Raw genomic sequence first — 23,625 nt, 5'->3', positions numbered from 1 at the left:
ATTCGCCGGGCGTTTGGCAAGGGGCTTTTTGAAATAAGTCTGAAAAACATCAGCGGCCTCTTTTATAAGACCTTGAAAGCACTTCGGCGAACCACGTATTGGCGGTTACACTACCCTCTGCCACTTCATCTACCCACTTATATGTATGAGGTCTGTGATGAGCCCCCATCTGCTATCCGTTGACTCCTTAAACCGCGACAGCGTTAATCACCTTTTGCGCGTTGCGGCGCAAATGGAGCCAATAGCCCAACGCCGCCAGATTACGCGTGTTCTTGAAGGAGCCGTACTGGGCAATCTGTTTTTCGAAGCCAGTACGCGTACGCGAGTGAGTTTTCATACGGCGTTCTGTCGGCTGGGCGGTAGCGTGTGCGATACCACTGGCTTTACCTTCTCATCCATGGCTAAAGGCGAGTCGCTTTACGATACCAGCCGGGTAATGAGCGGCTACTGCGATGCGATCGTTATGCGTCACCCGGATCAGGGCTCTGTTGCGGAGTTTGCGGCAGCGACGAATGTACCGGTGATTAATGGCGGCGACGGCCCTGGTGAACACCCAAGCCAAGCCCTGCTGGACATTTATACGATCGATAAGGAGTTTCAGCGGTTAGGCAAATCGTTTAGCGGTGCGCACATCCTGATGACGGGGGACCTTAAGTACGGGCGTACCGTCCACTCGCTGATCAAGCTGCTGTCTCTTTATGATCCGCTACGTATTACGCTGGTATCGCCGCCCGGGCTTGAAATGCCTACTGCACTGATTGACCTGGTAACGTCTCGCGGGCATCAGGTAGAGGTACGCGATCATTTAGCCACCGACTTCAGCGATTTGGATGTGGTGTACACCACGCGGATCCAGAAAGAGCGTTTCACCGAGGAAATGAACGAGAACTTCCAGGGTATCTCGGATGATTTTATGGTCAATAAAGCGTTTTTGGATCAGCGTTGCACTGATTCCACCATCATTATGCATCCGCTGCCCCGCGATAGCCGCGCCGGCGCGAATGATTTGAACGTCGACCTTAACGGCGACCCGAGACTTGCGATCTTCCGCCAAACAGATAACGGTATTTCAATGCGGATGGCTATCTTTGCCACGCTGCTACAGGTCGATACGCTGATCGAAAAAGATCTTCGCCCGGTGCGCTGGTTTGTGCCCAGCCAGATCGGCACGCTGGACCGCTAAAATTGCGTTCAGGTTAGTAAGCAGAGCGCCCATCGGGAAGGCCTTCCTGGTGGGCGAACCAGCCTTCCAGGATCAATACCGCCGCAATGCCATCCACGCTCTCTTCGCGGTAGTTACCCCGATGCCCGGCATCGCGTGCGATCTGCTTGGCTTCGCGGGTAGAGCCGCGCTCATCGACCATCACACACGGTTTGCCGTAGCGCCCGTGCAGCCGATTGCCAAACTTGCGCGCACGCTTGCTCATGTCCGACTCGCTACCATCCATATTAAGCGGCAGACCAACGACCAATAGGTCCGGCTGCCACTCTTTCAGCAGCTGCTCGACCTTATTCCAGTCAGGGATCCCGTCACGCGCGGTGAGCGGGGCAAGCTCACGAGCACTTCGCAGCAGCTCATTACCCACCGCCACACCAACTCGCCGCGTGCCATAGTCGAAAGCAAGAATTAAACGCTGGCCAATATCCGCCATTACGCGTGCCCTGCGTCTCGGGTCATCAAGTTAAGGTCAACGCCAAGCAAGCCTGCCGCGGCGGTTAACCGCTCCACGGGTGGCGTGTTGAACAATACCTCAGGCTGCCCTTCAACCGTCAGCCAGCTATTTTCCTTAAGTTCATCTTCCAGCTGGCCGACTTCCCAACCAGCGCAGCCCAGGCAAATCAGAAAGTGCTCGGGCCCTTCGCCGTTGGCCAACGCCTGAAGAATATCCATGGAGGTTGTCAGCGCAATATCATCCTCAACCTGCACGCTGGAATCCCACTCCTGACTGTCCCCCAGATGCAGAATAAAGCCGCGATCCTTGTGCATTGGGCCACCGTAATAGACTGGCGCGTTACGGTGAGGGCTATCTTCGCCGCCCAGCTCTAACTGCTCAAACAATGCATCCAGGGTGATCTCAAGCGGCCGATTGGTAATAACGCCCATACAGCCGTTGTGGTCATGCTCGCACAGGTAGATCAGGCTACCCTCAAAATTGGGATCATCCAGATGGGGCATTGCCATCAAAAAGTGTTGCTTCAAACTTTGCATGCGTCTCCTACGGTCTGCTGGCATGGCCAGCAGACCTCAATCATCAAATGTGAATCGGCTTCTCAAGCAGCACTCAGCCGGCGCTCAATGGCATCCAGCAGCAGACCGGCGATATTCGTGCCGCGCTGGTCATCAATTTCACGCACACAGGTCGGGCTAGTGACGTTAATTTCAGTGATGTAGTCGCCAATCACGTCCAGCCCTACAAACATAAGGCCTTTCTCACGAATCATGGGCTGTACTTGCTCAATGAGCCAGTAATCGCGATCGGTAAGCTCACGTGTGACGCCACGGCCGCCCGCTGCCAGGTTACCGCGCGTTTCGCCTGCCGAGGGGATACGCGCCAGCCCAAACGGCACCGGCTCGCCATCGACCAGCAGAATGCGGGTATCACCGTCTTTAATTTCAGGTAGATAACGCTGAGCCATGATCTGGCGCTGGCCGCGTAGCGTTAGCTGCTCAATCACTGCGCCAATATTGCGGCCTTCAGGGCCGATATGAAAGATACCGGTGCCGCCCATACCGTCCAGCGGCTTAAAGATCACATCGCCATGCTCGGCATGAAAAGCCCGCAGCACGTCATCCCGGCTGGCAACCATGGTGGGCGTACAACACTCGGGGAACTGCTGGGCAAACAGCTTTTCGTTACACTGCAAAAGTGCGGCGGTCGGATTGACGATTAACACGCCTTCACGCTCGGCAAAGCCTAGAAGGTGAACCGCATTGGTGAAGTCAGCGTCCACCGGCGGGTCTTTACGCATTAATACCACATCCAGCTCGGCCAGTGGCCGGGCGGCCGCTTCGCCAAGGTCGTACCAATGGTTAGGGTCGCGATGCACCGTAAGCGGACGCATGCGTGCATAGGCCTGCCCCGCCTGTAAGAAAAGATCTTCCTGCTCCATGTAGTGCAGAGTATAGCCACGTTCCTGGGCCGCCCATAGCATGGCTATAGTGGTATCTTTCTTGTAAGCGATGTCGCTGATGGGGTCCATCACGACGCCGAGATGCAGATTTGATTGACTCATCGGGGCACAATCCATACTTAAACAATAGATAGGCAGTATGCCGTACTGCCTGTCCAGCTCCAACCGCTGACACCGTTACGGGGCAAGCGCACCCGGCACCAAGCGTATCGCGTCAGGCGCAAGAGTAATCAGCTGCTGCTTATAGAGTCGCCCAATGGCTTGTTTAAACGCACTTTTACTTACGCCTAGGCGCGCCTTAATCGCATGGGCGTCACTTTTATCGCCCAGCGGCAGGTAGCCGCCACTTTCACGCAGCGCTTTGAGTATTTTCTCACCCACCACGTCCAGGCGTGCGGCTCCTGGCGGTAATAGTGAGATATCCAGGCGCCCGTCTTCACGGCGCTGCTTCACGTAACCCGACAGCGCCTGCCCACGGCGCAGCGGCTGGGTAATATCATCCTGGTAAATTAGCCCCCAATAGCGGTGGTCGACCACGACTTTCATGCCTAGATCGGTGCGATCGGCAACCATTACGGCGACTTCAGCGCCTTTTTCCAAGGCCCAGGCGTCATCGGTCAAAAAACGATCCAGCTTCATCGTGGCAACAGGGCGCCCCTGGTCGTCGCTATACAGCATTACCAGCACGCGTTTGCCAACGTCCGGCCGGAAATGTTGCTCACTAAAAGGTAGCAGCACATCTTTAGGCTGCCCCCAGCGCAAGAAGGCACCGGTGTTATTGACGGCCACAACGGTTAAATACGCCACTTCGCCTATCTGGGCAGATGCATCGCTGGCAGCGCGAGGAGGAGGAGTTGATTCACGGGCCATGGGTGCCGTCCTTTAAAAGTGAACCTGCATTATGGCGCCTGAGGATCATTGGGCAAAGTGGCAGCGCATTTTATTAACCCGCAGGGCCTCTTTCAAAATGACCGTAAAGCCAGGCGAAGCACGGAAGGCATCAAGCATACTGCGCAGACTATCTGGCAAGCCGTTGGTATTCAGCGGGCTTAAACAGGCATAAAGCGAATATTCAGACAGCCCCCAAAAACCAGGTCATCTGAACGTGGGAGCTCGGCAGGGTAGTTAGTAAGTGCTTACAAATCGCCGAAGTAGTGCTGTAACAACGTTAAAGCAACCACCGGAGCGGTTTCAGTGCGCAATATGCGCGGACCCAAGGTTAACGGCGTAAAGTCAGCCGCCTGGGCAGCTGCAATATCGGTGTCCGTCAAACCACCCTCAGGGCCAATTAAAAGCGCGGCGGTTTCGGGGCGTTCTGGCTGGTTAAACGCATTGCCGGTGGCTAAATGCAGCATCAGACGAAGCGGCTCCTGGCGAGCACTCAACCATTCATCAAGGCTCAGTGGAGAATGCACCGTGGGCACTACCGCCCGGCCGCTTTGCTCGCAGGCACTGGCAGCCACCGCCTGCCAATGGGCCAGCTTTTTAGCTTCGCGATCTCCCTTCAAGCGTACATCGCCCCGCTCGGTATACAGCGGAGTAATGGCGGCAACCCCCAGTTCAACGGCCTTCTGGATCGCATAATCCATCCGGTCGCCTTTGGAGATCGCCTGGCCAAGATGAACGGCAAAGGGTGATTCACTTTTACCCCGCCACACGGCGTCCACCACGGCAAAGGTGTGCTTTCGCCCCACCTCTGCCAAGCGAACACCCGCTTCTTGCCCCTGACCATCAAACAGCACCAACGGCGCGCCTTCACCCATGCGTAATACACGGGTCACATGGCGCGCCGGGCCTTCCGGCAGCTCTACCGTCTCGCCCACATTAAAAAACGCTGGTACATAGAGACGGGGCATTTTGCCATGCAAGGCATACCAGTCGGCTGCTTGCATGCTTAGTGAGTACTTGCTTCGGCTTGACTAGCCTGCTGCGCTTCACGCTGCTTGCGCTGGGCGTACATGGCTTCGAAGTTGACCGGCGCCAGCATCAGCGGCGGGAAGCCACCACGGTTGACCAGGTTATCCACGCACTCGCGGGCGTAAGGGAATAGCAGGTTGGGGCAGAACGCACCCAGCGTCTGTTCCAGCTGCGCACCTTCAATGCCGGAAATGCGGAACAGGCCCGCCTGCTGGACTTCAGCCAAAAACGACGTGGTGCCGGTTTCGTTATCGTTCACCTGAGCCGTCACTTTTATAACCACTTCGTATTGGTCGTCAGCGATTTTTGTGCTGCTGGTATTGAGATCCAGATTCACCTTGGGCTTGAAGGCCTGTTTGAAAACAGAGGGCGAATTCGGCGCCTCAAAGGAGATATCTTTTACATAAATACGCTGCAAAGAGAACTTCAGCTGCGGCTTATCGCCTGACGCTGCTGCGCCAGCTTGCGGGGTGTTGTTATCTTCCGCCATGGGGAAACTCCTCGTTGTTCATTTAATCAATATATAAAGGTGCGACGTTACTTACTTCTTAACCACAGGAAGGCTATCAGCCTGCCACTGCGCCATACCGCCTTTCAGCTTAAACACGCGCTCAAAGCCCGCCTTGGCAAGCTTGGTCTGAGCCACACCTGAGCTCTGCCCCTGCTTGCACACCACAATGATCGGCTGATTTTTTACTTTATTCAGTTCGCTCATGCGGCTGTCGATATTGCTTTGCGGGATGTTACGTGCGCCAGCGATATGCCCAGCTTTAAAGTCTTTCGTTTCGCGAATATCCAGCACAACCGCGTCTTCACGGTTAATAAGCTGGGTTGCCTGCGTTGAGGTCACCGCGTTGGTTGAGGCACTGCGTGTTTCATAAATAAGCCACGCTACCAGCACCAGTAAAAACGCCCCGACGAGCAGGGGGTGGTTCTGTACGAATTCGAGCAGCTGATCGATCATCGCGAACACAATCTCTTAGTCTATGCGGAAAAAAGCGGCTGAACCGCTGACAAAACGCGACAAGTATACACGTCACAAGGCACCCCGCGCAGGCCTTGGTCATGACGCCCGGCAGTTGCCTACGTTATGATGCCCCAAGCGTGCGTCAGTCGCGACCCTGATCACAAGGCATTGTCTGAAAATAACCGGTGTGGCACGTTTATTTTCAAATAATTCTTTAGCGTCAAATCATCTTTTCGCTTTGCGCCGCTTTTTAAGCCGCTTCGATTATTCAACCTAACGAGGTTTTTATGGCTACTTCTACCCCGCGCCCCGTCGCACTGATCATCCTCGACGGTTATGGCCACAATCCTGATAACGCGCACAACGCCGTGGCATCCGCCAACACGCCGGTAATGGACGATCTGTGGGCCAATCGGCCACACGCCTTTGTACATACCGATGGCCGCCACGTGGGCCTGCCCGATGGCCAGATGGGCAACTCTGAAGTCGGCCATATGAATCTAGGGGCGGGCCGCATCGTTTACCAGGACTTCACCCGCATTACCAAAGCGATTGAAGACGGCGACCTGGATATTAACAAAAACCTGACCCTGCCGATTGATGACGCGGTGGCCAATGGGCGCGCCGTTCATCTACTGGGCCTGCTTTCCCCGGGTGGCGTGCACAGCCATGAAGATCACTTTATCGCCATGGCAGAACTGGCGGCGCGGCGCGGCGCGCAGCGCATCTTCATTCATGCGTTTCTGGATGGCCGAGACATGCCGCCGCAAAGCGCCCTGTCTTCCATCGAGCGCGCTAACGCCCGCCTGGCCGAGCTGGTAGGCGCTGACAATGGCTTTGTGGCCTCGATTATTGGCCGCTTTTACGCCATGGACCGTGACAACCGCTGGGAGCGGGTCGAAAAAGCCTACCACTTGCTAACGGAAGGCCAGGCGGACATCTATGCGACCAGCGCCGAAACCGCGCTGCGCGACGCCTATGAGCGTGGTGAAACCGACGAGTTTGTATTGCCAAGCTGCGTATTGCTCAATGATAAGTGCGTTACTTTACAAGACGGTGACGCCGCTCTGTTCCTCAACTTCCGCTCTGACCGAGCCCGCGAGCTTACCCGCGCGTTTGTAGAGCCCGAGTTCAGCGGATTTTCACGCAAAGCCCGCCCGTCACTGGCCGGTAAAGGGCTGGTCATGCTGACCCAGTATGCAGCGGACATTCCCGCGCCGGCCGCGTTCCCGCCATTTGATCTCAACGACACCTTAGGCGAAGTCGTCGCCAAACGCGGTTTAACCCAGCTGCGTATTGCCGAAACCGAAAAATACCCGCACGTGACGTTTTTCTTTTCAGGCGGACAGGAAACGGAGTTTGACGGCGAAACGCGTATTTTGCTGCCCTCCCCTCAGGATGTGCGTACCTACGACGAAAAGCCTGAGATGAGCGCCTATGAAATTACCGACAAGCTGGTTGAGGCGATTGATGCCAGGCAGTTTGATCTGATTGTGTGTAACTACGCTAACGGCGATATGGTTGGCCATACCGGCGACTTTAACGCCGCGGTAAAAGCCATTGAAACGGTCGATATCTGTGTAGGTCGCGTTGTAGAAGCCATTGAGCGGGCAGGCGGCGCGTGCCTGATTACTGCCGATCACGGCAACGCCGAGCAGATGGTTCACCCAGAAACCGGCGCCCCGCAAACCGCACATACAACGTTCGTCGTGCCGCTGGTCTACGTGGGCGAACGCGCCGGCGCGTTAAGCGATGGTCGTCTATGCGATTTAGCGCCCACGCTATTGACCATGATGAATCAATCCGTTCCCCAGGCGATGACCGGGAAGCCATTGATCGATTTCAGTTGATTATACGTCCGCTAATATCCATGCGTGCGGCATTAGCGCTTAGTGCGCTTTTGATAGCCATGTATTCACCGGCGGGCTTGGCCCAGCCGGATGAAAATGCGGCACGCCAGCAGCTAGACGCGCTAGGCCAGGAAATCGAGTCGCTCTCGCAGCGACTGAGTGCCACCGGCCAAGCGCGCGACAGCGCCGAACGTGACTTACGCGAAGTCGAGACGGAACTGGCCGAGACTCACCAGCGTCTTGATGCCCTGCAGGCCGAGCGGCGTCAGCTAGACGACGAAATGGCGCAGTTAAATCAACATCGCGAGCGCCTGGAAGGAGAGCGAACCCGCCAGTATGCGGCGCTTAGCCAGCAGTTGGCCGCCCTGTATCGATTAGGCCCTACGCCGCAGCTTAAGCTACTGCTTAATCAGGGCGACCCGGCCGAGCTGGACCGCATGCAGGCTTATCTCAACCGGTTTACCCAAGCGCGTAACCAGCGGCTTGCCGATATCGCCCGCCTGGACGCCGCGCTTGCCGATACCCAGCACGCGCTGAATGAACGCCAAACGCGCCTGCTGAGCCTGGAAGACGAGCTGGACTCACAGCGCGCTCGACTGGTCGAGCGCACTAACGAGCGGAGTAGCGTGGTGGCAACGCTGGATGACCGCTACGGCAGCGAAGCCGACCGGCTAGCGGACCTGAACGACAACCGAGAACAGGCGGAGCGCAAGCTGCGTGAAATACAGGCAGAACTCGCTCGCCTCGATGCCCCCACGCCTACGACCAATATCACCCGCACCCAGGGAGATTTGCCGTGGCCGGTACAAGGTGACATTACCACGGCATATAACCGTCGTGACGGGGTTCACTATAATGGTATTGTCATTCAGGCCAGTGCCGGTACCCAGGTGGGTGCAGTGCACACCGGGCGGGTGGTATTTGCCGAATGGATGCGCGGGTTTGGCAATCTGGTGATTATCGACCATGGTGATCAGGTAATGACGCTTTACGCCCACCTGCAGCAGTTTAGCGTTCGCCCCGGCCAGCAGGTCAGCCGTGGCGATGAGATCGGTCGTGTAGGCGACAGTGGCGGGCAACCCCGCGCCGCGCTCTACTTTGAAGTACGTCAACGTGGCGAACCAATTAACCCTCAGCGTTGGATTGCGCGCCGCTGACGGGATAAGCTGAAACGCATTAATGTCAACTAAGGTGGCGCCTTGTAACGCTGCCTATCGCCTTGCGGAGTCTGCATGACGCCATTTGTTACCGACGTATCGGCCCCTGCCAAGCGACTCTTGGCTACCCTGCTTCCCCTTGCGCTACTGTCGGCCCCGCTACCGCTGCTTGCTCAGCCAGCCAATCAATCGGTAGCCGATGACCTGCCGCTTGAAGAGATCCAGACCTTCGCCGAGGTATTCGAGCGCATCAAGCGTGGCTACGTTGAAGAGGTCGATGACCGCACTCTCTTGCGTAACGCCATGCGCGGCATGCTGAGTGAGCTGGATCCGCATTCGGCGTATCTCGATGAAGAGGAATACCAAAGCCTGCGTGAAACCACCCAAGGCGAGTTTGGCGGTATCGGTATCGAAGTGGGCATGGAGAACGGGCAACTGGTGGTGGTAACGCCCATCGACGATACCCCAGCCTCACGGGCGGGGCTGCTGTCACGCGATGTGATCATTGCCATCAACGGTACGCCGACCGAAAGCATGTCGCTGCAGGAAGCGGTGACCATGATGCGCGGCGAACCGGGCAGCGAGCTGCGTATTTCCGTGCTGCGCACGGGCGAAGACACGCCGCGCACCTTTACGCTGAACCGCGAAGTGATTCGCAGCGAAAGCGTCAAGCACGAGCTGCTTGAGCCAGGCTATGGCTATTTACGCATCAGCCAGTTCCAGACGCGCACCACGGAGCAGGCACGCCAAGCGATTGAGCGCATGATGCGCGAGCAGCCGCTGGAAGGCCTGATCCTTGATCTGCGTAACAACCCCGGCGGCATCCTGCAGGCCGCGGCTGGCGTGGCGGATCTCTTTTTAGATGACGGTTTGATCGTGTACACCGAAGGACGCCTTTCTGACACTGAGCTTTCGTTCTCAGCCTCGCCAGATACCCCCGCAGGCGATATTCCCCTGGTGGTGCTGATTAATAGCGGCAGCGCATCGGCCGCAGAAATTGTTGCCGGCGCCCTGCAGGATCAGCGGCGCGGCGTGATTATGGGCACCGATAGCTTCGGCAAGGGCTCGGTTCAGCAAATTATGCCGCTGGGTAATGGCGAAGGCCTGAAGCTCACCACGGCGCTCTACTACACGCCGAACGGACGCTCCATTCAGGCCCAGGGCATTGTGCCGGATGTAGAAGTGGTGCGCGGCCGCCTCGAAGTGGCCGAAAGCCGCCTGGAGCTTCGCGAGTCGGATTTAGGCGGCCATCTGGATGCTCAGCAGCCAGCAACACAGGCACGCATGTCAGCGACTGAACGGCTGCGCGACGACTATCAGATGAGCGAAGCGCTTAACCTGCTTAAAGCACTCAACGTGGTGGATCGCCGCCGCCGTTAACGACAGCTAAGCGGCAGGCGCCCGCGCTCTCCGGTGGCCTGCCGCATCACCATCCGTTTTAAAGGGCTTAGCCGATTCATACCGCTCATTCCCAGGTTGCGCACTAGCGTAAACACCGGCATTTGGGTCCCAAATAACTCTCTGAAGCCCTTCATCAGGCCTAACATGGCGCTATTATCCAGACGCCGCCGACGCTCATAGCGGCGTAGCGTGGTTAGCTCCCCCCAGGGGGCACCGCGTCGCCAGGCGCTGATCACTTCTTCGGCAAGTACCGCCGCATCCATCAAGCCCAGATTAACGCCCTGCCCCGCCAGCGGGTGAATACTGTGCGCGGCATCGCCCACCAGCGCAAAGTGCGCCAGCACGTACTGCTTTGCATGGCGCTGCACCAGCGGAAAACGATATGCCTGATCACAGGCGACAACGTCGCCCAGGCGATGGCCGAACGCCTCGCCTAGCGCCTGCCCTAACGCCTCGCGCGATAACTGGCTAAGCGCTGAGGCGTGCTCAGGCGTGGTCGACCAGACAATCGAGCAGTAGCGCGCGTCTCCTTCCACGGTAAGCGGTAAAAAAGCCAGCGGCCCGCCCGCCAGAAACGCCTGGCGCGCAGTGCTGCCATGGGTTTGCGTGCACTTGACGGTAGTGACCACGGCCTCTTGGCCCATGTCATCACTGACAACGTCTATTTCGGCCATTTCACGCAGAGTTGAGCGCGCGCCATCCGCTGCCACCAGCAGCGGGGCATGCAGCGTGCGTCCGTCCCCCAGCTTCAGCCAGCGTCCGGTTACTGAGGTTTGCAGTGCCCGTAACGTCGCCCCAAAAAAGCACGTTACGTTGGGGTGACCAAGCACCTGATCGTTTAACGCTGCTTGGGTGACCGCGTTTTCAACGATATGCCCAAGCACGGGCACGCCGGCTTCGTCGGCAGAAAAGTTGATCTCCCCGCTGCCATCGGCGTCCCAGACCTGCATATAGCGGTAGGACGTTACGCGACACTCGGCCATCGCGGACCATACGCCCAAATGGGTGAGCAAGCGCTGGGACACCGGCGTTAATGCGCTTACCCGGGGAGCTGGCAGCGCCTTGTCGATAGCGCCCCAGCCAAGCGGCTCTTTACGTGCCTCAACCAATGCCACACGCATGCCCGCCTGCGCCAGCAAGGCAACCAGTGCCGTTCCGACTACGCCCGCGCCGACGACAACAACGTCAAAGCATTGGGTAGGCGCAGTTTGTGTCGCATGCGTATCCATAGCGTTCCTTGGGTCTAATCTTGATTATCCTGCAGTTGGTTCGCGCTTTACTTAAGCCCGGGCGAGCGGTTGATAATTAACGCTCCAAACCCATCGCCCGGCGTGCTAAGCCGCGACGCAACGGCCCAATTAGATTAAGGCCAATCAGTCCCGCGGCCCTGGCATGCGGCAGTAACGGCAATGATTGACCAAACAGGCGCACTAGGCCATCGCTAAAGTGAATCACATTGCTGCGATCACGCGCCCGCTTTTGCTCAAAAGCCAGCAGCGTGGCCATATCGCCCAGTGACCGCTTGGCCTGTTCGCCCTGCTCAAGTGCTTCGACTAAATCCATGATACCGCGCAGCGCCAGATTAAAGCCCTGCCCTGCGACCGGATGCAGTGCATGGGCGGCGTTGCCCAGAACCGCAAGCCCTGGGCGAACCGGTTCTTCTGCCGTCACCAGCGAAAGCGGATAGCTATAGCGCTTGCCTGCCCGGATAAAGCGTCCTACACGATCGCCAAAAGCGGCCTGTAACTGAGAGAGGAATTCGCGATCCGGCAACGCCATTCGCGCCTGCTCCTGTCCCGATGGGTGTGTCCATATCAATTCCATTGCCTGTCCGGGAAGAGGCAGAAGAGCCATCGGCCCTTCCTGGGTAAAACGCTCATAAGCCACCCCTTGGTGGGGCTGGCTGATACCTACATGAGCAATCAGTGCGGTCTGCTCATAGGAGTTACGCCGGCTGCTGATGCCCAACTGCTCTTTAAGGCCCGAACGGCCACCGTCGGCAAGTACGGTTAATGCTGCACGCAGTTCGCTACCGTCAGAAAGGCGCAAGTAGTGGCCGTTTGCTCCAGGTGAGAGCTTGTCTACCTTGGCCGGGCAATACCACTCGACCGGCAGGGTTCTTAAGTGGCGATGAAGCACCCGTCCCATCCAGGCATTGGGAATAACATGCCCCAACGCATCGACACCCAGTTCCTGAGCGCTGAGGCGTGTAGCACCCAAACGCCCGCGCTCGCTGATATGAATATTTCGAATAGGTGTCGATTCCGCCTGCATGGCCTCCCAGACGCCCAACTGGCGAAAGCGCTGCGCAGAGCCCTCGGCAATAGCGCTTGCCCGGGCGTCAAAGCTTGGCTGCCAACTCTCGTCAAGCGGCGCGTCATTAAGCGGGGCCGCTTCGATAATTGCGACTTTCCAACCATAGCGCTCGATCAGTGGAGCCAGTGCGCAGCCTAAGCTGGCGCCCACTAGCCCACCCCCGACGATGACAATATCGTGGGTGGTCGTCTGTGCTGGCGTATGCCCCGACTGCGCCATTGGCGTCTCCTGTTACTTAACTCACCACCACTTTGTAATGGTGTAATGTAATTTACATAATGCCAACTCAAGCCGTATGGAACTACTTATTATTTAACCATCAGCGCTTCAATGTCAGCTACTTGCTTTGGCACATCCAACGTCAGGTTTTCATGACCATGAGTAGTCACCACCAGATTATCTTCGATGCGGATACCTACGCCCCGATAAGGCTCTGGGATATCATCTTCATCAGGAATATAAAGACCCGGCTCAACGGTCAAAACCATTCCAGCGGCAAGCGGGCGCGGTGTCTGCTCATCCAGCCGGTAGGTGCCCACATCATGAACATCCAGGCCCAGCCAGTGAGAGGTGGAATGCAGGTAAAAGCGTCGATAGCTTTCATCATCGATTCGCGCCTGTACATCGCCTTCCAGCAGGCCCAACGTCATCAGTCCCGCGGTTAGATCCTTCACCACAGTCTGATGGATATCGATAAGCGTGGCGCCAGGTTTTACCGCCTCGACTGCCCGCTCCTGGGCATCAAGCACGACCTGATAGAGGGCTCGCTGCGCATCGCTAAACCGGCCGCCCACCGGAAAGGTGCGCGTAATATCGCCTGCATAGAGATCAAACTCTACACCCGCATCAATCAACACCAGTGTGTCATCGACTAACCGCGCATCGTTCTCAATATAGTGCAATACACAGGCATTGGCGCCGCCGCCCACAATGGTGCTGTAGGCGGGCGCACTGCCGCCCTGCCAGACAAACTCATGCTCAAGCTCGGCCTGCAGCTGGTACTCGAAAAGCCCGGGGCGAGATACCTGCATAGCGCGCACATGGGCCTTGGCCGACACCGCGGCGGCGTGACGCAACAGGTCAATTTCCGCTGCGCTTTTAATCAGACGCATCTCATGAATCAATCCACTAACGTCAAGCCAGCCCTTTAACGGCGCCTGCCCACGACGAAGCCCGGCCAGCGCGGCAGAAAAAGCTTCTTCGGCAATGCCTAGCGCGTCGGGATTAGCCAGCGGCATATAAAGCAGTTCGCGCCCTTCAAGCAGAGCGGGTAACAGCGTTTCACGATCAGCATTTTCAAATGCCTGATCAATACCATGCTCGCGCTCAACGCCTCGGGCACCCAGACGACGGCCGGTCCATGCTTCCTTCGTCGGGTCGCGGTCCTGGCAGAACACAATACTTTCTCCCGCCTCACGCCCCGGCAGCAGAACCAACAGCGCATCAGGTTCGATAATCCCGGTCAGATAGTAAAAATCGCTGTTTTGACGAAACGCGTATTCGCTATCGTGAGAACGGGTAACCAGTGAGGCGCCGGGCAGTACAACCGCTGCATTGGCAGGCAACTGCGCCATCAAAGCGTCACGGCGCGTGCGATACTCACTCACGGTGATCGCGGGCGGCCGGGGAAGTAGCTCAGGCAACATACAGACTCCGAAAGATTAGTGAACGGGCGCGTCGGCTTGCTCGACCTGGGGTTTACCCGGGTGCTGCTCGGTATACAGCAGCATGGCTGCCATACGTACATGCTCAGTCAGGGCAAATAGATCGTTTTCATTTTCAGGACTGTCGTCGATATCTGTTTCGATGTGGCCGATGCCCGCCAAGTCGTCAATGGCTTCACACAGGGTTTGCGACCAGCGCTCGCGAAGCTCCCCATCCACTACGTCCTCGACCACTTCCATAAAGCCCAGCGTCCACTCTTTTAGCCCCTGGGCCTGCTCACCTAACGAGAACAGCTCATCAGGCAGTAGCGGGGCGAAGTTCAGGTCGCTGGCGCTAAGTGCTTCCAGCGTTTGCCGACGCCAGCCCAACAGACGCTCCGCGCTGGCCTGATCGCGAGGCTGCTCAACCCCCAGGCTGATGCACACTTCTTCAAGCCAGGCTTCTGCGCTGACATCACGCAGCGCCAAAAGCGCACTTAAGCGACCATCCAAAAAAGCCGGTGACTGCATGCTTCCATGCAACAGAAAAACATCGGCAACGTCAGAAAAATCCTGGCGTTCATCGATCAGTGACATAGTAATAACTCGCTGTGTAAATGGATCATACGTTAAGACATCCCGGCATCTTGCGCGTTGACCCCGCGCAAGCGCCTCTCTTATAGTGAGCGACGTCTGTTTTTCCTATGCCATGATGTTAACGCATTGGGCCCCTCGCTGGCCCGCGCCGGAGCTTTAAATGAGTAACGCCAAGCGGCCAACGAAAGAAATTACCCTTCTCGGGCGCAGCTATATGATTGCCTGCGATACAGGAGAAGAAGCCAAGCTTGATCGCGCAGCTCGCTACCTGGACCGTGCCATGAATGGCATTAATGCACAAAGTGGCACCCTGGGCAGTGAACGGGTCACGCTGATAGCAGCGCTTAATATCACCCATGAGCTACTGGAAGCCCTGGATGAGCATCGCGCAAGCGAAGCCAACTTAAACCGGTTGAACGATCGCCTTGAGCAGGCATTGGCTAAAACCCGCCAACCTTAGTTAACCTTTCACTCAACACTTTGGCATCGCCGCTGGCTCTGTTAGGATAGCGGGGTTCCCTGGGGTGTACGCCAGTCGTTATAGTCCCTCGAGCCTATGCGCAGTACCCAGGGGGCCAAATGCTAGCCAGACCCGTGTGCATGTCCGTGCGTCGGAAAGCCTGACGGTCTGGCTGCGGCCACCCACTCTGAACCAGTAGGTTCAGGGCCAGAATGACAGCGGCACTCTGGGGAACACTTATTTTATGGATAGCCTGCATCATCCTGAGGCCAAGCGCGCCCTGCGCCTTAAGCTGCGGCGTAAACGCTTTGAATTATCAAAGCAAGAGCAGCGCCAAGCCGCTCGTCGCCTTTGTCAGCAACTTAAACACCTGCCTGAAATTCAACGTGCTCGGCGTATCAGCTTATATCTGCCGGTAAACGGTGAAATTGATCCAACCCCTCTGTTGTCCTGGTTTCGTCAGCGAAATGTCGACGTCTATCTGCCCGTACTGCGTCCGCTCAGCGATAACTCACTCTGGTTTGTGGCTTACCACGCCAACACGCCCATGGTAAAAAACCGCTTTGGCATACCAGAACCGGATACACGCTTTGCCGCTCAACGCCGCAACCGGTTACCCGCCTGGGCCTTAGATACGCTTATCGTGCCGCTGGTGGGCTTTGATGCCCAGGCTAACCGCATGGGCATGGGCGGCGGCTTTTATGACCGAAGCCTAGCCTTTATGCGTCGCCCAGGCCCTGCGCCTGCGTTAATCGGTGTTGCCCATGCCTTCCAGCAGGTTGAATCGCTACCCGTGGAACCTTGGGACGTACCCTTAAGCGCCGTCGTCAGCGACCTTGGCGTGGTGCGGGCAGGCAAAAAAAAGAGCTGACCCTGTAGGGGTCAGCTCGTATCGCCTTATAGTGACGGGCGGTGATGCCCTGACGTTACGGTTAACTTCCCGATAACGCTTGCGCATAGCCAGTGGCCAATACGCCTAATAAAAACACCACCGTTAATGCCATCACCATATCAGGCTTCTTACGCCGCATGCCGCTTCTCCACCACTTACGCCATTGCACTAGTGCATCATCCCAACTCATTGAGAGGGGATGAGGCTTCTCATAAATTCGCTGATGACTATAGGACTATAAGGGCCTCAATGACAACGGCAAAACAGACTATTTTTTAGCTTATTTAGACGTTTTGATAATTTATCAGCCCTTGGCAGCCCTGGACTAAGCGGTTAGTAACTACTTACCTACACAAAGCAGCTTATTACGCCATAAACAGTCGGTAAGCCGGATTGTCACTTTCATTCCAATAGCGATAGCCAATCGCATCCAAATAATCAGCAACATGCGTCTGGTCGCTGCTGGGCACCTGCATACCGACCAATACGCGTCCGTAAGCAGCCCCGTGATTGCGGTAATGGAACAGTGAGATATTCCAGTCATGGGGCAGCTGGGTCAGGAAGTTCATCAGCGCACCCGGGCGCTCAGGGAACTCAAAGCGGTAAAGCTCTTCTTCAAAATGCACGCTTGGGCGACCACCGCTTAAATGCCGAATATGCAGCTTGGCCAGTTCATTATCGGTTAAGTCTTCTACCTGATAACCGCCCTCACGCAGCCTTTCGATGACCGCCTGACGGTCTTCACCGCCGGGCTTTACCTGAACGCCGACAAAAATATGCGCTTCCGTGGCATCCGCGTAGCGGTAACTGAACTCGGTAACCATACGTTTACCCAGCGTGCGGCAAAACTTTTTAAAGCTGCCAGGTTTTTCGGCAATGGTGACCGCCAAAATGGCTTCACGCTGCTCGCCAAGTTCCGTGCGCTCGGCAATATGCTGCAGACGATCAAAGTTGGTGTTAGCGCCCGAATTGATGCATAAAAGCGTTTCACCCTCAGCGCCGGTTTGCTGCACGTATTTTTTCAGACCGGCCAGCGACAGCGCGCCAGAGGTCTCAGCAACCGCCCGGGTATCCTCAAAAATATCTTTAACGGCGGCACACATCTCATCGGTATTGACCGTGATCACATCATCGACCAGGTCTTTCACCAGCGAGAACGGTACTTCGCCAATTTGCGCGACCGCCACGCCTTCAGCAAATACGCCCACCTGATCGAGTATTACGCGCTTGTTGGCTTTTAGCGCGGCTTTCAGGCAAGCGCTGTCTTCGGCTTCAACGCCAATGATTTTAATGTCCGGGCGCAGATACTTGATATAGGCCGCCACACCGGCGATCAGCCCGCCGCCGCCCACGGGCACGAAAATAGCGTCCAGGCGTCCGCTATGCTGACGCAGGATTTCTACCCCAATCGTGCCTTGGCCCGCGATCACGTCAATATCATCAAAGGGCGGAATATAGGTGTAGCCATGCTCTTTGATCAGTTCTTGGGCATGCTCGGCAGCAGCGGCAAATGCATCGCCTTTAAGCACGACCTTGGCTCCCCGGGCACGCACGGCCTGGACCTTGATTTCCGGCGTAATGCGCGGCATCACGATCACCGCCTTAACACCCATCAATTTTGCTGCCATGGCAAGGCCTTGCGCGTGGTTACCTGCCGAAGCGGCAATCACCCCCTTAGCTTTTTGCTCATCAGAAAGCTGGGCCATTTTGTTATAGGCGCCGCGGATCTTGAACGAAAATACCGGCTGGAGATCTTCGCGCTTAATCAAAATCTGATTGTTAAAACGACGCGACAAAAAGGGAGCAGGCGAAATCGGGGTCTCACAAGCGGCTTCGTAAACGTTGGCCTGGAGAATCTTTTTGACGGTAGCTTCAAGCATGCAGGTATCCAAAGGGAAAAAGCGTGATAGTGATGGCGGTCATTTCAAGCGTCTTTACAACAAGTGTTAAGACGCAAACAAAGCCTGTATTGGTAGCAGATTACGCCTGCCGACGTCTACTGTGTTTCCATCGGCAGCCAGCGATTTGGTCGGTATACTAGCGCAATAACTTCATTTCCCCGATCTACTAAGGCCCACTATGACACAAGATGAACTCAAAGCCGCCGTCGCGGACGCAGCTATTCACGAAATCACACCAGGGCTTGAAAAAGACACCGTGCTGGGCATCGGTACAGGCTCCACGGCGAACCTGTTTATTGATCGCCTGGGGCCGCTGCGCGACCGCTTTAAGGGCGCAGTCGCAAGCTCGGAAACCAGCGCCAAACGTTTGCAGAGCTTGGGTATTGAAGTGTTTGAGCTTAACAATGTCGGTACAGTACCTTTCTATATCGACGGCGCCGACGAAGTGAATGCTCACTTACATATGATCAAAGGCGGCGGCGCCGCACTTACCCGCGAAAAAATCGTCGCGGCGTGTGCCGAACGTTTTATCTGCATTGCCGATGGTTCAAAACGTGTGGATACACTGGGTGACTTCCCTCTGCCCGTCGAGGTAATTCCCATGGCGCGCTCCTACGTTGCGCGTGAGTTGGTTAAGCTGGGCGCCGACCCGGTGTATCGCCCGGGTGTGGTCACCGATAACGGCAACCAGATCATCGACTGCTACGATTTTATGATTGAAGATCCGATCACCATGGAAGCCAAAATCAACGCCATTGTGGGCGTGGTGACCAATGGCCTGTTTGCCGCTCGTGGGGCTGACGTACTGCTGCTGGGTAAAGAAGGCGGCGTCGAGCGCAGCGTGCGCTAAGGGCTAGGGCGATAAGGGCTAAGCAACGCCTCGAGGCCATTCAGAGTGCGTGCAAGCGCGCCTTGGCTGGCCTTGATAGCGGATTGACCAGCCTGGCCTTCTTGTAGACAACGCGCTGGATCAGCGAAGCGGCTGCGTAACGCCTTTACTAAAGCGCCCACATCTTCCACCAGCGTGAGTGCCCCCGCGGTCTGCAGGGGCTCGGCCACATCGACAAAATTTTCCATATAGAGGCCGCTGAGGACGGGTTTGCCTAGCGCTGCCGGCTCAAGCACGTTATGCCCGCCAAGCGGCACTAAACTACCGCCCACAAACGCTACCTGACCCGCGCCGTAGAGGATGGCAAGCTCACCCAGCGTATCGCCGATATAAACTTGCGTCGCCTGGGTAACGGGTTCGCCCTGGCTGCGTCGGCTCATCTTCCATCCTTCCGCCTTACACAGTGCCGCGACTTCATCAAAGCGCTGCGGGTGGCGCGGAGCGAGCACCAGCAGCGCATCAGGATACTGGGGTAGCAACTGGCGATGCGCTTCAAGCAGCAGCGCTTCTTCGCCGTCGCGAGTAGAACCGGCGACCCAAACAGGCCGCCTGCCCCACTGGGTAAGTAAACGCTCACTTTCAGCTAAAGCGCTGTCCGGCAGATCCATCTCAAACTTTAACGACCCAACCACTGCCGTTTTTGAGATCGTCGCGCCGAGGGTTTTAAACCGCTCTGCATCGGCATCGGACTTGGCTGCCAGCCAATCGACATCGGCCAGCGTGTGGGCCATTAATGAAGCGATTTTCTGATAGCGTTTAAATGCTCGAAGCGAGAGTCTGCCGTTGACCACGGCGACCGGCACTTTGCGTTGCTGGCAGGCGGAAAGCAGGTTGGGCCACAGTTCGGTTTCAAACATGATGGCCAGCTCCGGTTTTACCTGACGCACAAAGCGTTTGGCCGCGCCGGGGAAATCCAGGGGTAAAAAGCAGTGTGTGAGCCGGTTGCGATCCGATTGCGGCTCATCCATCAACGCCTGCACCTGTTGGGCACCCGTCGCGGTCATGGTGGTCAACAGCAGGCTATGGCGCGGGTAGCGGGCAAGCAGGCCATCAATAAGCGGGCGGGCAGCGCGTACCTCACCGACCGACGCACAATGCAGCCAGATGCGCGGCGACGCAGGTAGCGCGCCAAGGCACAAGCCTAGCCGCTGCCAGCGTGAGTAAGTGGGCACTTGCTCGCGCCAGATGCGCCAGCCAATCAGCGGAGCAAGTGCATAGAGCACCGCCGAATAGCCAAGCCGCGGCCAGTTGATTCGACCCATTAGCCTTCGCGGTCCAGAATAGAGCTGATCATCGCGGTCGTCGATACGCCATCTTCAAACCCGAGGACCTTCACCTCTCCCCCGTTGGCTCGAACGGCTTCCCCTCCCGCGATATCATCAGGATGGTAATCACCGCCCTTGACCAGAATATCGGGCAGAACGGCTTCAATCAGCGCTTGCGGCGTGTCATCACTAAACGGCACAACCCAATCGACCGCGCCAAGACCTGCCAGCACCTGCATACGCCGATTAAGCGGGTTGATGGGCCGCTTGGGGCCTTTCAAACGGCCAATGGACGCATCATCGTTGACCGCGACAATCAAGCGATCCCCCAGGCGCTTGGCCTGCTCCAGGTATGCAACATGACCCGCATGGAGAATATCAAAGCAGCCGTTGGTCATAACGACCCGCTCGCCGCGCAGTTGAGCGGCACGTACTGCGTCAATCAGCGACGCCTGCTCAATCACGCCGAACTCGGCGAGCTTATCGCCATGCAGCGCGGTATATAGCTCGGCTACGGATAGCGTCGCGGTGCCGGGCTTGGCGACCACCAAACCGGCTCCCAGATTCGCCAGCATCATGGCTTCCGGCAGGCCGTGACCAGCGGCAAGCGCAAGGCCCATCAATCCAATCACCGTGTCGCCTGCGCCGGTAACATCAAAGACTTCCTGGGCACGCGTAGGCAGATGAATAGGCGCCAGCCCTTCACGAATCAGGGTCATGCCTTTTTCACTCCGGGTGATTAAAAGCGCCTCCAGCTCAAGTTCGGCACGTAGCGCTTCCCCACGCTTGGCAAGCTCGGCATCGCTTGCGCATGGACCTACGACGGCTTCAAATTCCGTCAGGTTGGGGGTAATCAAGCTCGCCCCGCGATATTTGCTGAAGTCCTGCCCCTTGGGGTCAATCAGCACGCGTTTGCCGTGGGCGCGCGACTGGGCAATCAGCCGTTCGACCTGATTGAGGGTGCCTTTACCGTAGTCAGACAGAATCACTACATCGCAGTCAGGCAGAGCCTGCTCTACCTGAGACAGCAGGTCATTGGTATCGACGTTATCCAGACGCTGCTCAAAATCCAGGCGCAGCAACTGCTGGTTACGGCTCATCACACGCAGCTTGGTAATCGTCGGTATATCGGCACTGCGCTGAAAGTAAGTACTTACATTGGATGTATGCAGCTGGGCTTCCAGCAGGTTGGCGTTGTCGTCATCTCCCACCACACCCGCCAGTGCCACATGTCCCCCCAGCGAGGCCACGTTGAGGGCCACGTTGGCGGCACCACCAGGTCGATCATCCGCATCTTCAACGCGAACCACCGGCACCGGCGCTTCTGGTGAAATGCGCGAGGTGCCGCCGTGCCAGTAGCGGTCGAGCATGACATCGCCAACGACCAGTATATGAGCGTGTTCCAGGGCGGTTAAATCAACTTTCATGGATAGATCCTGCGGCGGTGTCTGGTGCTGTATGGGCTAATAGCGCATCCAGATGGGCAATAACGGTATCGGTTTTAATAAGCTGCATCGCATCCTGATGGCGTACCCGCTGTCCCCAGGTCACTTCATCTACCGATTTATGCAGATAGGCGCTTACGGCGTCGGGGTAGGCATTGACGGCAAAGTCGCGCCAGCAATAGGGCGCTGCTCGCTGAGGATTGGTGGTGGCATAGAGACCCAACGTAGGAGTGCCCATAGCATTGGCCATATGTGCCGGGCCGGTATCCGGGGCAATTACTGCTCGCGCCTGACCAATTAGCGCCAGTACGCCTTTCAGCGAGGTGCCACCAATGGCGTTGATTACGCTATCTGGCTGGCACAGCTTTTCTACCTGCTCGCCTATCTCGCGTTCAAGCGAGCTGCTTCCCCCGGTCAAAACGCTTTTTAGACCGTGGTGGACCCAGGCATGTTCAATGACGCTGGCGTAGCCCTCAACCGACCAGTTACGAAAGTTACGCAGACGTGCGTTGCTGCACGGGTTGATGACCAAATAGGGTGACTCGCCGCTGATGACCCGCGCCTCATCAAGGGCTGTGACCGGCACCGGCATGTTCCACTCCAGGCGATCATCGGTCACGCCCAGCAGCCGGGCAAAATCCATAAAGGATTCCAGCACGTGTGCCTGGGCGTGGGGCTTCAACTGGTGCTGGGTAAACCAGTGTTGGGCATCCTTGGCGCGGGCCTTGTCATAGCCCACGCGAACGTTGGCCTTGAGCCCCAACGACAAAATACTGGCACGGATCGCCTGCTGCATATGCAACAGCACATCAAAGCGCGTATCGGCAAGTTCGCGCCACAGGGCACGCATGCCGGCAAGCCCGGTCGATTTGTCGTAAACGACAAACTCGACCCCGGAAAGTCCCGCCAGTAGACTGTGCTCCCCCTTGCCGATAATCCAGGTAATACGCGCACGGGGCCACTGGCGTTGCAATGCGCGTACCGTTGGCACGAGATTGCACACATCTCCCAGAGCGGAGAGGCGCAAAATGGCAATGTGGTTGGGTTCAGCAGGCAACGAGGGCTTCATGCGCTTAACGGCACTCCGGCAAAAAAATAGTCTGATGTTACATGATGCAGACAGTTTAAGTGACGCACCGGGATCACACAAAATCCAGCCGCGTCTATTTACGGCCGATTACTGGCGCCAGCAAGCCTTGGTGGTAGGCGAAGCGCCTGGCCGGGGAAGCAGCCTTTTTCTACAGGCAACGCCTAGCCAACAGTGGGTACTGCGCCCCTACCGGCGCGGCGGCATGGTAGCCAAGCTCAGTGAAAAGCGTTACCTATGGACAGGTGCCGAGCGTACCCGTGCGTTTCAGGAGCTAAGATTAACCGCGTCGCTTTTTGAGCAGGGCCTGCCAGTGCCCGCACCGATCGCCTGCTGCGTAACGCGCCACGCTCTTACTTACGAGGCGGCGCTGATAACGGTGAGAATCCCAGGGGCCCAAGCATTTGCCGCCCTACTCGCTGACGATAAAGCCGATAACGCACTGCTTACGCGAGTAGGCGCAATGATTAAGCGCTTTCACGCTGCAGGGCTTGATCATGTCGATCTTAACGCACGCAACATACTGGTTGACCCAGGCAACACACCCTGGCTAATTGATCTGGACCGCTGCCGCCTGCGCCCGCCGGGCAAGTGGCAAGCCGCTAACCTGGCACGCCTTTCCCGCTCGGTGGCTAAATTCAGCCACCCGTCCCAAGTAGCTGACGTGATGGCCTGCATTCATGAAGGCTATGTTAATAGTTAATAA

23 protein-coding genes and 1 other RNA gene are annotated in these 23,625 nt (G+C 57.0%); 9 read left to right on the top strand and 15 right to left on the bottom strand.

Features of this window, described 5'->3' with window-relative positions; genetic code table 11:
- Positions 1-157: 157 nt before the first annotated feature.
- Entirely contained in the window at positions 158-1,183 is a 1,026-nt protein-coding gene (gene pyrB / locus ACT3XD_RS05580) for an aspartate carbamoyltransferase (protein ID WP_192536719.1), read from the top strand.
- Positions 1,184-1,196: 13 nt separating this feature from the next.
- Here the strand turns inward: pyrB and ruvX are convergent, their stop codons facing one another.
- The 7 genes from ruvX to ACT3XD_RS05545 all read right to left on the bottom strand — a co-directional run bounded on the left by ruvX (position 1,197) and on the right by ACT3XD_RS05545 (position 6,013).
- Complete coding sequence (gene ruvX, locus ACT3XD_RS05575; protein ID WP_018918357.1) at positions 1,197-1,652, bottom strand: Holliday junction resolvase RuvX; 456 nt, start codon at positions 1,650-1,652, stop codon at positions 1,197-1,199.
- The gene (locus ACT3XD_RS05570; RefSeq protein WP_192536720.1) at positions 1,652-2,209 is read right to left on the bottom strand and encodes a YqgE/AlgH family protein; all 558 of its coding nucleotides are present in this window, start codon (positions 2,207-2,209) and stop codon (positions 1,652-1,654) included. Before ACT3XD_RS05570 ends, ruvX begins: the two co-directional genes overlap by 1 nt.
- Before the next feature lie 62 nt (positions 2,210-2,271).
- Positions 2,272-3,234: a glutathione synthase gene (gshB, locus tag ACT3XD_RS05565; protein ID WP_018918359.1), complete on the bottom strand. Its 963-nt coding sequence runs from the start codon at positions 3,232-3,234 to the stop codon at positions 2,272-2,274.
- 75 nt (positions 3,235-3,309) lie between these two features.
- A complete protein-coding gene (locus ACT3XD_RS05560) occupies positions 3,310-4,002 on the bottom strand; it encodes a CvfB family protein (protein ID WP_192536721.1) in 693 nt (230 codons plus the stop codon).
- A gap of 266 nt (positions 4,003-4,268) precedes the next feature.
- Complete coding sequence (locus ACT3XD_RS05555; RefSeq protein WP_192536722.1) at positions 4,269-5,024, bottom strand: 16S rRNA (uracil(1498)-N(3))-methyltransferase; 756 nt, start codon at positions 5,022-5,024, stop codon at positions 4,269-4,271.
- 2 nt (positions 5,025-5,026) lie between these two features.
- On the bottom strand, positions 5,027-5,539 hold the full coding sequence (secB, locus tag ACT3XD_RS05550) for a protein-export chaperone SecB (RefSeq protein ID WP_018918363.1): 513 nt from the start codon (positions 5,537-5,539) through the stop codon (positions 5,027-5,029).
- 51 nt (positions 5,540-5,590) lie between these two features.
- Entirely contained in the window at positions 5,591-6,013 is a 423-nt protein-coding gene (locus ACT3XD_RS05545; protein WP_192536723.1) for a rhodanese-like domain-containing protein, read from the bottom strand.
- A 290-nt stretch (positions 6,014-6,303) separates the two neighbouring features.
- Here ACT3XD_RS05545 and gpmI point away from each other — a divergent pair, with 290 nt between their 5' ends.
- From gpmI to ACT3XD_RS05530, 3 genes are all read left to right on the top strand, one after another.
- Entirely contained in the window at positions 6,304-7,866 is a 1,563-nt protein-coding gene (gene gpmI, locus ACT3XD_RS05540) for a 2,3-bisphosphoglycerate-independent phosphoglycerate mutase (protein WP_192536724.1), read from the top strand.
- Positions 7,867-7,886: 20 nt separating this feature from the next.
- Entirely contained in the window at positions 7,887-9,023 is a 1,137-nt protein-coding gene (locus ACT3XD_RS05535) for a murein hydrolase activator EnvC family protein (protein WP_192536819.1), read from the top strand.
- 75 nt (positions 9,024-9,098) lie between these two features.
- Positions 9,099-10,403, top strand: coding sequence for a S41 family peptidase (locus ACT3XD_RS05530; protein WP_192536725.1), 1,305 nt, complete (start codon positions 9,099-9,101; stop codon positions 10,401-10,403).
- Here the strand turns inward: ACT3XD_RS05530 and ACT3XD_RS05525 are convergent.
- The 4 genes from ACT3XD_RS05525 to ACT3XD_RS05510 all read right to left on the bottom strand — a co-directional run bounded on the left by ACT3XD_RS05525 (position 10,400) and on the right by ACT3XD_RS05510 (position 14,980).
- Positions 10,400-11,653, bottom strand: coding sequence for a UbiH/UbiF/VisC/COQ6 family ubiquinone biosynthesis hydroxylase (locus ACT3XD_RS05525; protein WP_192536726.1), 1,254 nt, complete (start codon positions 11,651-11,653; stop codon positions 10,400-10,402). The genes ACT3XD_RS05530 and ACT3XD_RS05525 overlap by 4 nt on opposite strands.
- Positions 11,654-11,729: 76 nt before the next feature.
- Positions 11,730-12,959: a 2-octaprenyl-6-methoxyphenyl hydroxylase gene (gene ubiH / locus ACT3XD_RS05520; RefSeq protein ID WP_192536727.1), complete on the bottom strand. Its 1,230-nt coding sequence runs from the start codon at positions 12,957-12,959 to the stop codon at positions 11,730-11,732.
- 89 nt (positions 12,960-13,048) lie between these two features.
- Positions 13,049-14,386 carry a Xaa-Pro aminopeptidase gene (pepP, locus tag ACT3XD_RS05515; RefSeq protein WP_192536728.1) on the bottom strand — a complete coding sequence of 446 codons (1,338 nt, stop codon included), beginning with the start codon at positions 14,384-14,386 and terminating at the stop codon, positions 13,049-13,051.
- A 15-nt stretch (positions 14,387-14,401) separates the two neighbouring features.
- Positions 14,402-14,980, bottom strand: coding sequence for a UPF0149 family protein (locus ACT3XD_RS05510; protein WP_192536729.1), 579 nt, complete (start codon positions 14,978-14,980; stop codon positions 14,402-14,404).
- A 160-nt stretch (positions 14,981-15,140) separates the two neighbouring features.
- Here ACT3XD_RS05510 and ACT3XD_RS05505 point away from each other — a divergent pair, with 160 nt between their 5' ends.
- From ACT3XD_RS05505 to ACT3XD_RS05495, 3 genes are all read left to right on the top strand, one after another.
- Positions 15,141-15,440: a cell division protein ZapA gene (locus ACT3XD_RS05505; protein WP_192536730.1), complete on the top strand. Its 300-nt coding sequence runs from the start codon at positions 15,141-15,143 to the stop codon at positions 15,438-15,440.
- 53 nt (positions 15,441-15,493) lie between these two features.
- Positions 15,494-15,677: non-coding RNA, 6S RNA (gene ssrS, locus ACT3XD_RS05500), on the top strand.
- Positions 15,678-15,684: 7 nt separating this feature from the next.
- The gene (locus tag ACT3XD_RS05495) at positions 15,685-16,311 is read left to right on the top strand and encodes a 5-formyltetrahydrofolate cyclo-ligase (protein ID WP_192536731.1); all 627 of its coding nucleotides are present in this window, start codon (positions 15,685-15,687) and stop codon (positions 16,309-16,311) included.
- 386 nt (positions 16,312-16,697) lie between these two features.
- Here the strand turns inward: ACT3XD_RS05495 and ilvA are convergent, their stop codons facing one another.
- The gene (ilvA, locus tag ACT3XD_RS05490; RefSeq protein WP_192536732.1) at positions 16,698-18,212 is read right to left on the bottom strand and encodes a threonine ammonia-lyase, biosynthetic; all 1,515 of its coding nucleotides are present in this window, start codon (positions 18,210-18,212) and stop codon (positions 16,698-16,700) included.
- 199 nt (positions 18,213-18,411) lie between these two features.
- On the opposite strand from ilvA, the gene rpiA reads away from it, so the two are divergent.
- A complete protein-coding gene (gene rpiA, locus ACT3XD_RS05485) occupies positions 18,412-19,083 on the top strand; it encodes a ribose-5-phosphate isomerase RpiA (RefSeq protein WP_192536733.1) in 672 nt (223 codons plus the stop codon).
- Here rpiA and waaA read toward each other — a convergent pair.
- Genes waaA through ACT3XD_RS05470 form a run of 3 tightly spaced genes read right to left on the bottom strand, consistent with a single transcriptional unit; the run spans position 19,080 to position 22,901 of the window.
- Positions 19,080-20,384, bottom strand: a complete 1,305-nt coding sequence (waaA, locus tag ACT3XD_RS05480; RefSeq protein WP_192536734.1) for a lipid IV(A) 3-deoxy-D-manno-octulosonic acid transferase — start codon at positions 20,382-20,384, stop codon at positions 19,080-19,082. The genes rpiA and waaA overlap by 4 nt on opposite strands.
- Positions 20,384-21,814 (bottom strand): bifunctional D-glycero-beta-D-manno-heptose-7-phosphate kinase/D-glycero-beta-D-manno-heptose 1-phosphate adenylyltransferase HldE, encoded by a 1,431-nt coding sequence (gene hldE, locus ACT3XD_RS05475; RefSeq protein ID WP_192536735.1) that lies wholly within the window; start codon positions 21,812-21,814, stop codon positions 20,384-20,386. Before hldE ends, waaA begins: the two co-directional genes overlap by 1 nt.
- Positions 21,804-22,901 (bottom strand): glycosyltransferase family 9 protein, encoded by a 1,098-nt coding sequence (locus ACT3XD_RS05470; RefSeq protein WP_192536736.1) that lies wholly within the window; start codon positions 22,899-22,901, stop codon positions 21,804-21,806. The genes hldE and ACT3XD_RS05470 overlap by 11 nt, the downstream gene beginning before the upstream one ends.
- Here ACT3XD_RS05470 and ACT3XD_RS05465 point away from each other — a divergent pair.
- Entirely contained in the window at positions 22,900-23,622 is a 723-nt protein-coding gene (locus tag ACT3XD_RS05465; RefSeq protein ID WP_192536737.1) for a 3-deoxy-D-manno-octulosonic acid kinase, read from the top strand. The two genes, ACT3XD_RS05470 and ACT3XD_RS05465, sit on opposite strands and share 2 nt — an antisense overlap.
- Positions 23,623-23,625 lie beyond the last annotated feature (3 nt).

Origin of the sequence: Halomonas sp. AOP7-B1-5, assembly GCF_052353045.1 — a bacterium.
Classification (GTDB): Bacteria; Pseudomonadota; Gammaproteobacteria; order Pseudomonadales; family Halomonadaceae; genus Vreelandella; species Vreelandella colorata.
This window is presented reverse-complemented; position numbering and strand designations above follow the sequence as displayed.

Bases quoted from the DNA above. Each gene is read 5' to 3' on its own strand.
- ACT3XD_RS05525 (WP_192536726.1), bottom strand. From the start codon at position 11,653: ATGGATACGCATGCGACACAAACTGCGCCTACCCAATGCTTTGACGTT.
- ACT3XD_RS05535 (WP_192536819.1), top strand. From the start codon at position 7,887: ATGCGTGCGGCATTAGCGCTTAGTGCGCTTTTGATAGCCATGTATTCA.
- ACT3XD_RS05510 (WP_192536729.1), bottom strand. From the start codon at position 14,980: ATGTCACTGATCGATGAACGCCAGGATTTTTCTGACGTTGCCGATGTT.
- ACT3XD_RS05530 (WP_192536725.1), top strand. From the start codon at position 9,099: ATGACGCCATTTGTTACCGACGTATCGGCCCCTGCCAAGCGACTCTTG.
- ACT3XD_RS05505 (WP_192536730.1), top strand. From the start codon at position 15,141: ATGAGTAACGCCAAGCGGCCAACGAAAGAAATTACCCTTCTCGGGCGC.
- waaA (WP_192536734.1), bottom strand. From the start codon at position 20,384: ATGGGTCGAATCAACTGGCCGCGGCTTGGCTATTCGGCGGTGCTCTAT.
- ilvA (WP_192536732.1), bottom strand. From the start codon at position 18,212: ATGCTTGAAGCTACCGTCAAAAAGATTCTCCAGGCCAACGTTTACGAA.
- ACT3XD_RS05555 (WP_192536722.1), bottom strand. From the start codon at position 5,024: ATGCAAGCAGCCGACTGGTATGCCTTGCATGGCAAAATGCCCCGTCTC.
- pepP (WP_192536728.1), bottom strand. From the start codon at position 14,386: ATGTTGCCTGAGCTACTTCCCCGGCCGCCCGCGATCACCGTGAGTGAG.
- secB (WP_018918363.1), bottom strand. From the start codon at position 5,539: ATGGCGGAAGATAACAACACCCCGCAAGCTGGCGCAGCAGCGTCAGGC.
- gshB (WP_018918359.1), bottom strand. From the start codon at position 3,234: ATGAGTCAATCAAATCTGCATCTCGGCGTCGTGATGGACCCCATCAGC.
- ACT3XD_RS05470 (WP_192536736.1), bottom strand. From the start codon at position 22,901: ATGAAGCCCTCGTTGCCTGCTGAACCCAACCACATTGCCATTTTGCGC.
- ACT3XD_RS05495 (WP_192536731.1), top strand. From the start codon at position 15,685: ATGGATAGCCTGCATCATCCTGAGGCCAAGCGCGCCCTGCGCCTTAAG.
- rpiA (WP_192536733.1), top strand. From the start codon at position 18,412: ATGACACAAGATGAACTCAAAGCCGCCGTCGCGGACGCAGCTATTCAC.
- ruvX (WP_018918357.1), bottom strand. From the start codon at position 1,652: ATGGCGGATATTGGCCAGCGTTTAATTCTTGCTTTCGACTATGGCACG.
- ubiH (WP_192536727.1), bottom strand. From the start codon at position 12,959: ATGGCGCAGTCGGGGCATACGCCAGCACAGACGACCACCCACGATATT.
- hldE (WP_192536735.1), bottom strand. From the start codon at position 21,814: ATGAAAGTTGATTTAACCGCCCTGGAACACGCTCATATACTGGTCGTT.
- ACT3XD_RS05570 (WP_192536720.1), bottom strand. From the start codon at position 2,209: ATGCAAAGTTTGAAGCAACACTTTTTGATGGCAATGCCCCATCTGGAT.
- ACT3XD_RS05545 (WP_192536723.1), bottom strand. From the start codon at position 6,013: ATGATCGATCAGCTGCTCGAATTCGTACAGAACCACCCCCTGCTCGTC.
- gpmI (WP_192536724.1), top strand. From the start codon at position 6,304: ATGGCTACTTCTACCCCGCGCCCCGTCGCACTGATCATCCTCGACGGT.
- pyrB (WP_192536719.1), top strand. From the start codon at position 158: ATGAGCCCCCATCTGCTATCCGTTGACTCCTTAAACCGCGACAGCGTT.
- ACT3XD_RS05465 (WP_192536737.1), top strand. From the start codon at position 22,900: ATGCGCTTAACGGCACTCCGGCAAAAAAATAGTCTGATGTTACATGAT.
- ACT3XD_RS05560 (WP_192536721.1), bottom strand. From the start codon at position 4,002: ATGGCCCGTGAATCAACTCCTCCTCCTCGCGCTGCCAGCGATGCATCT.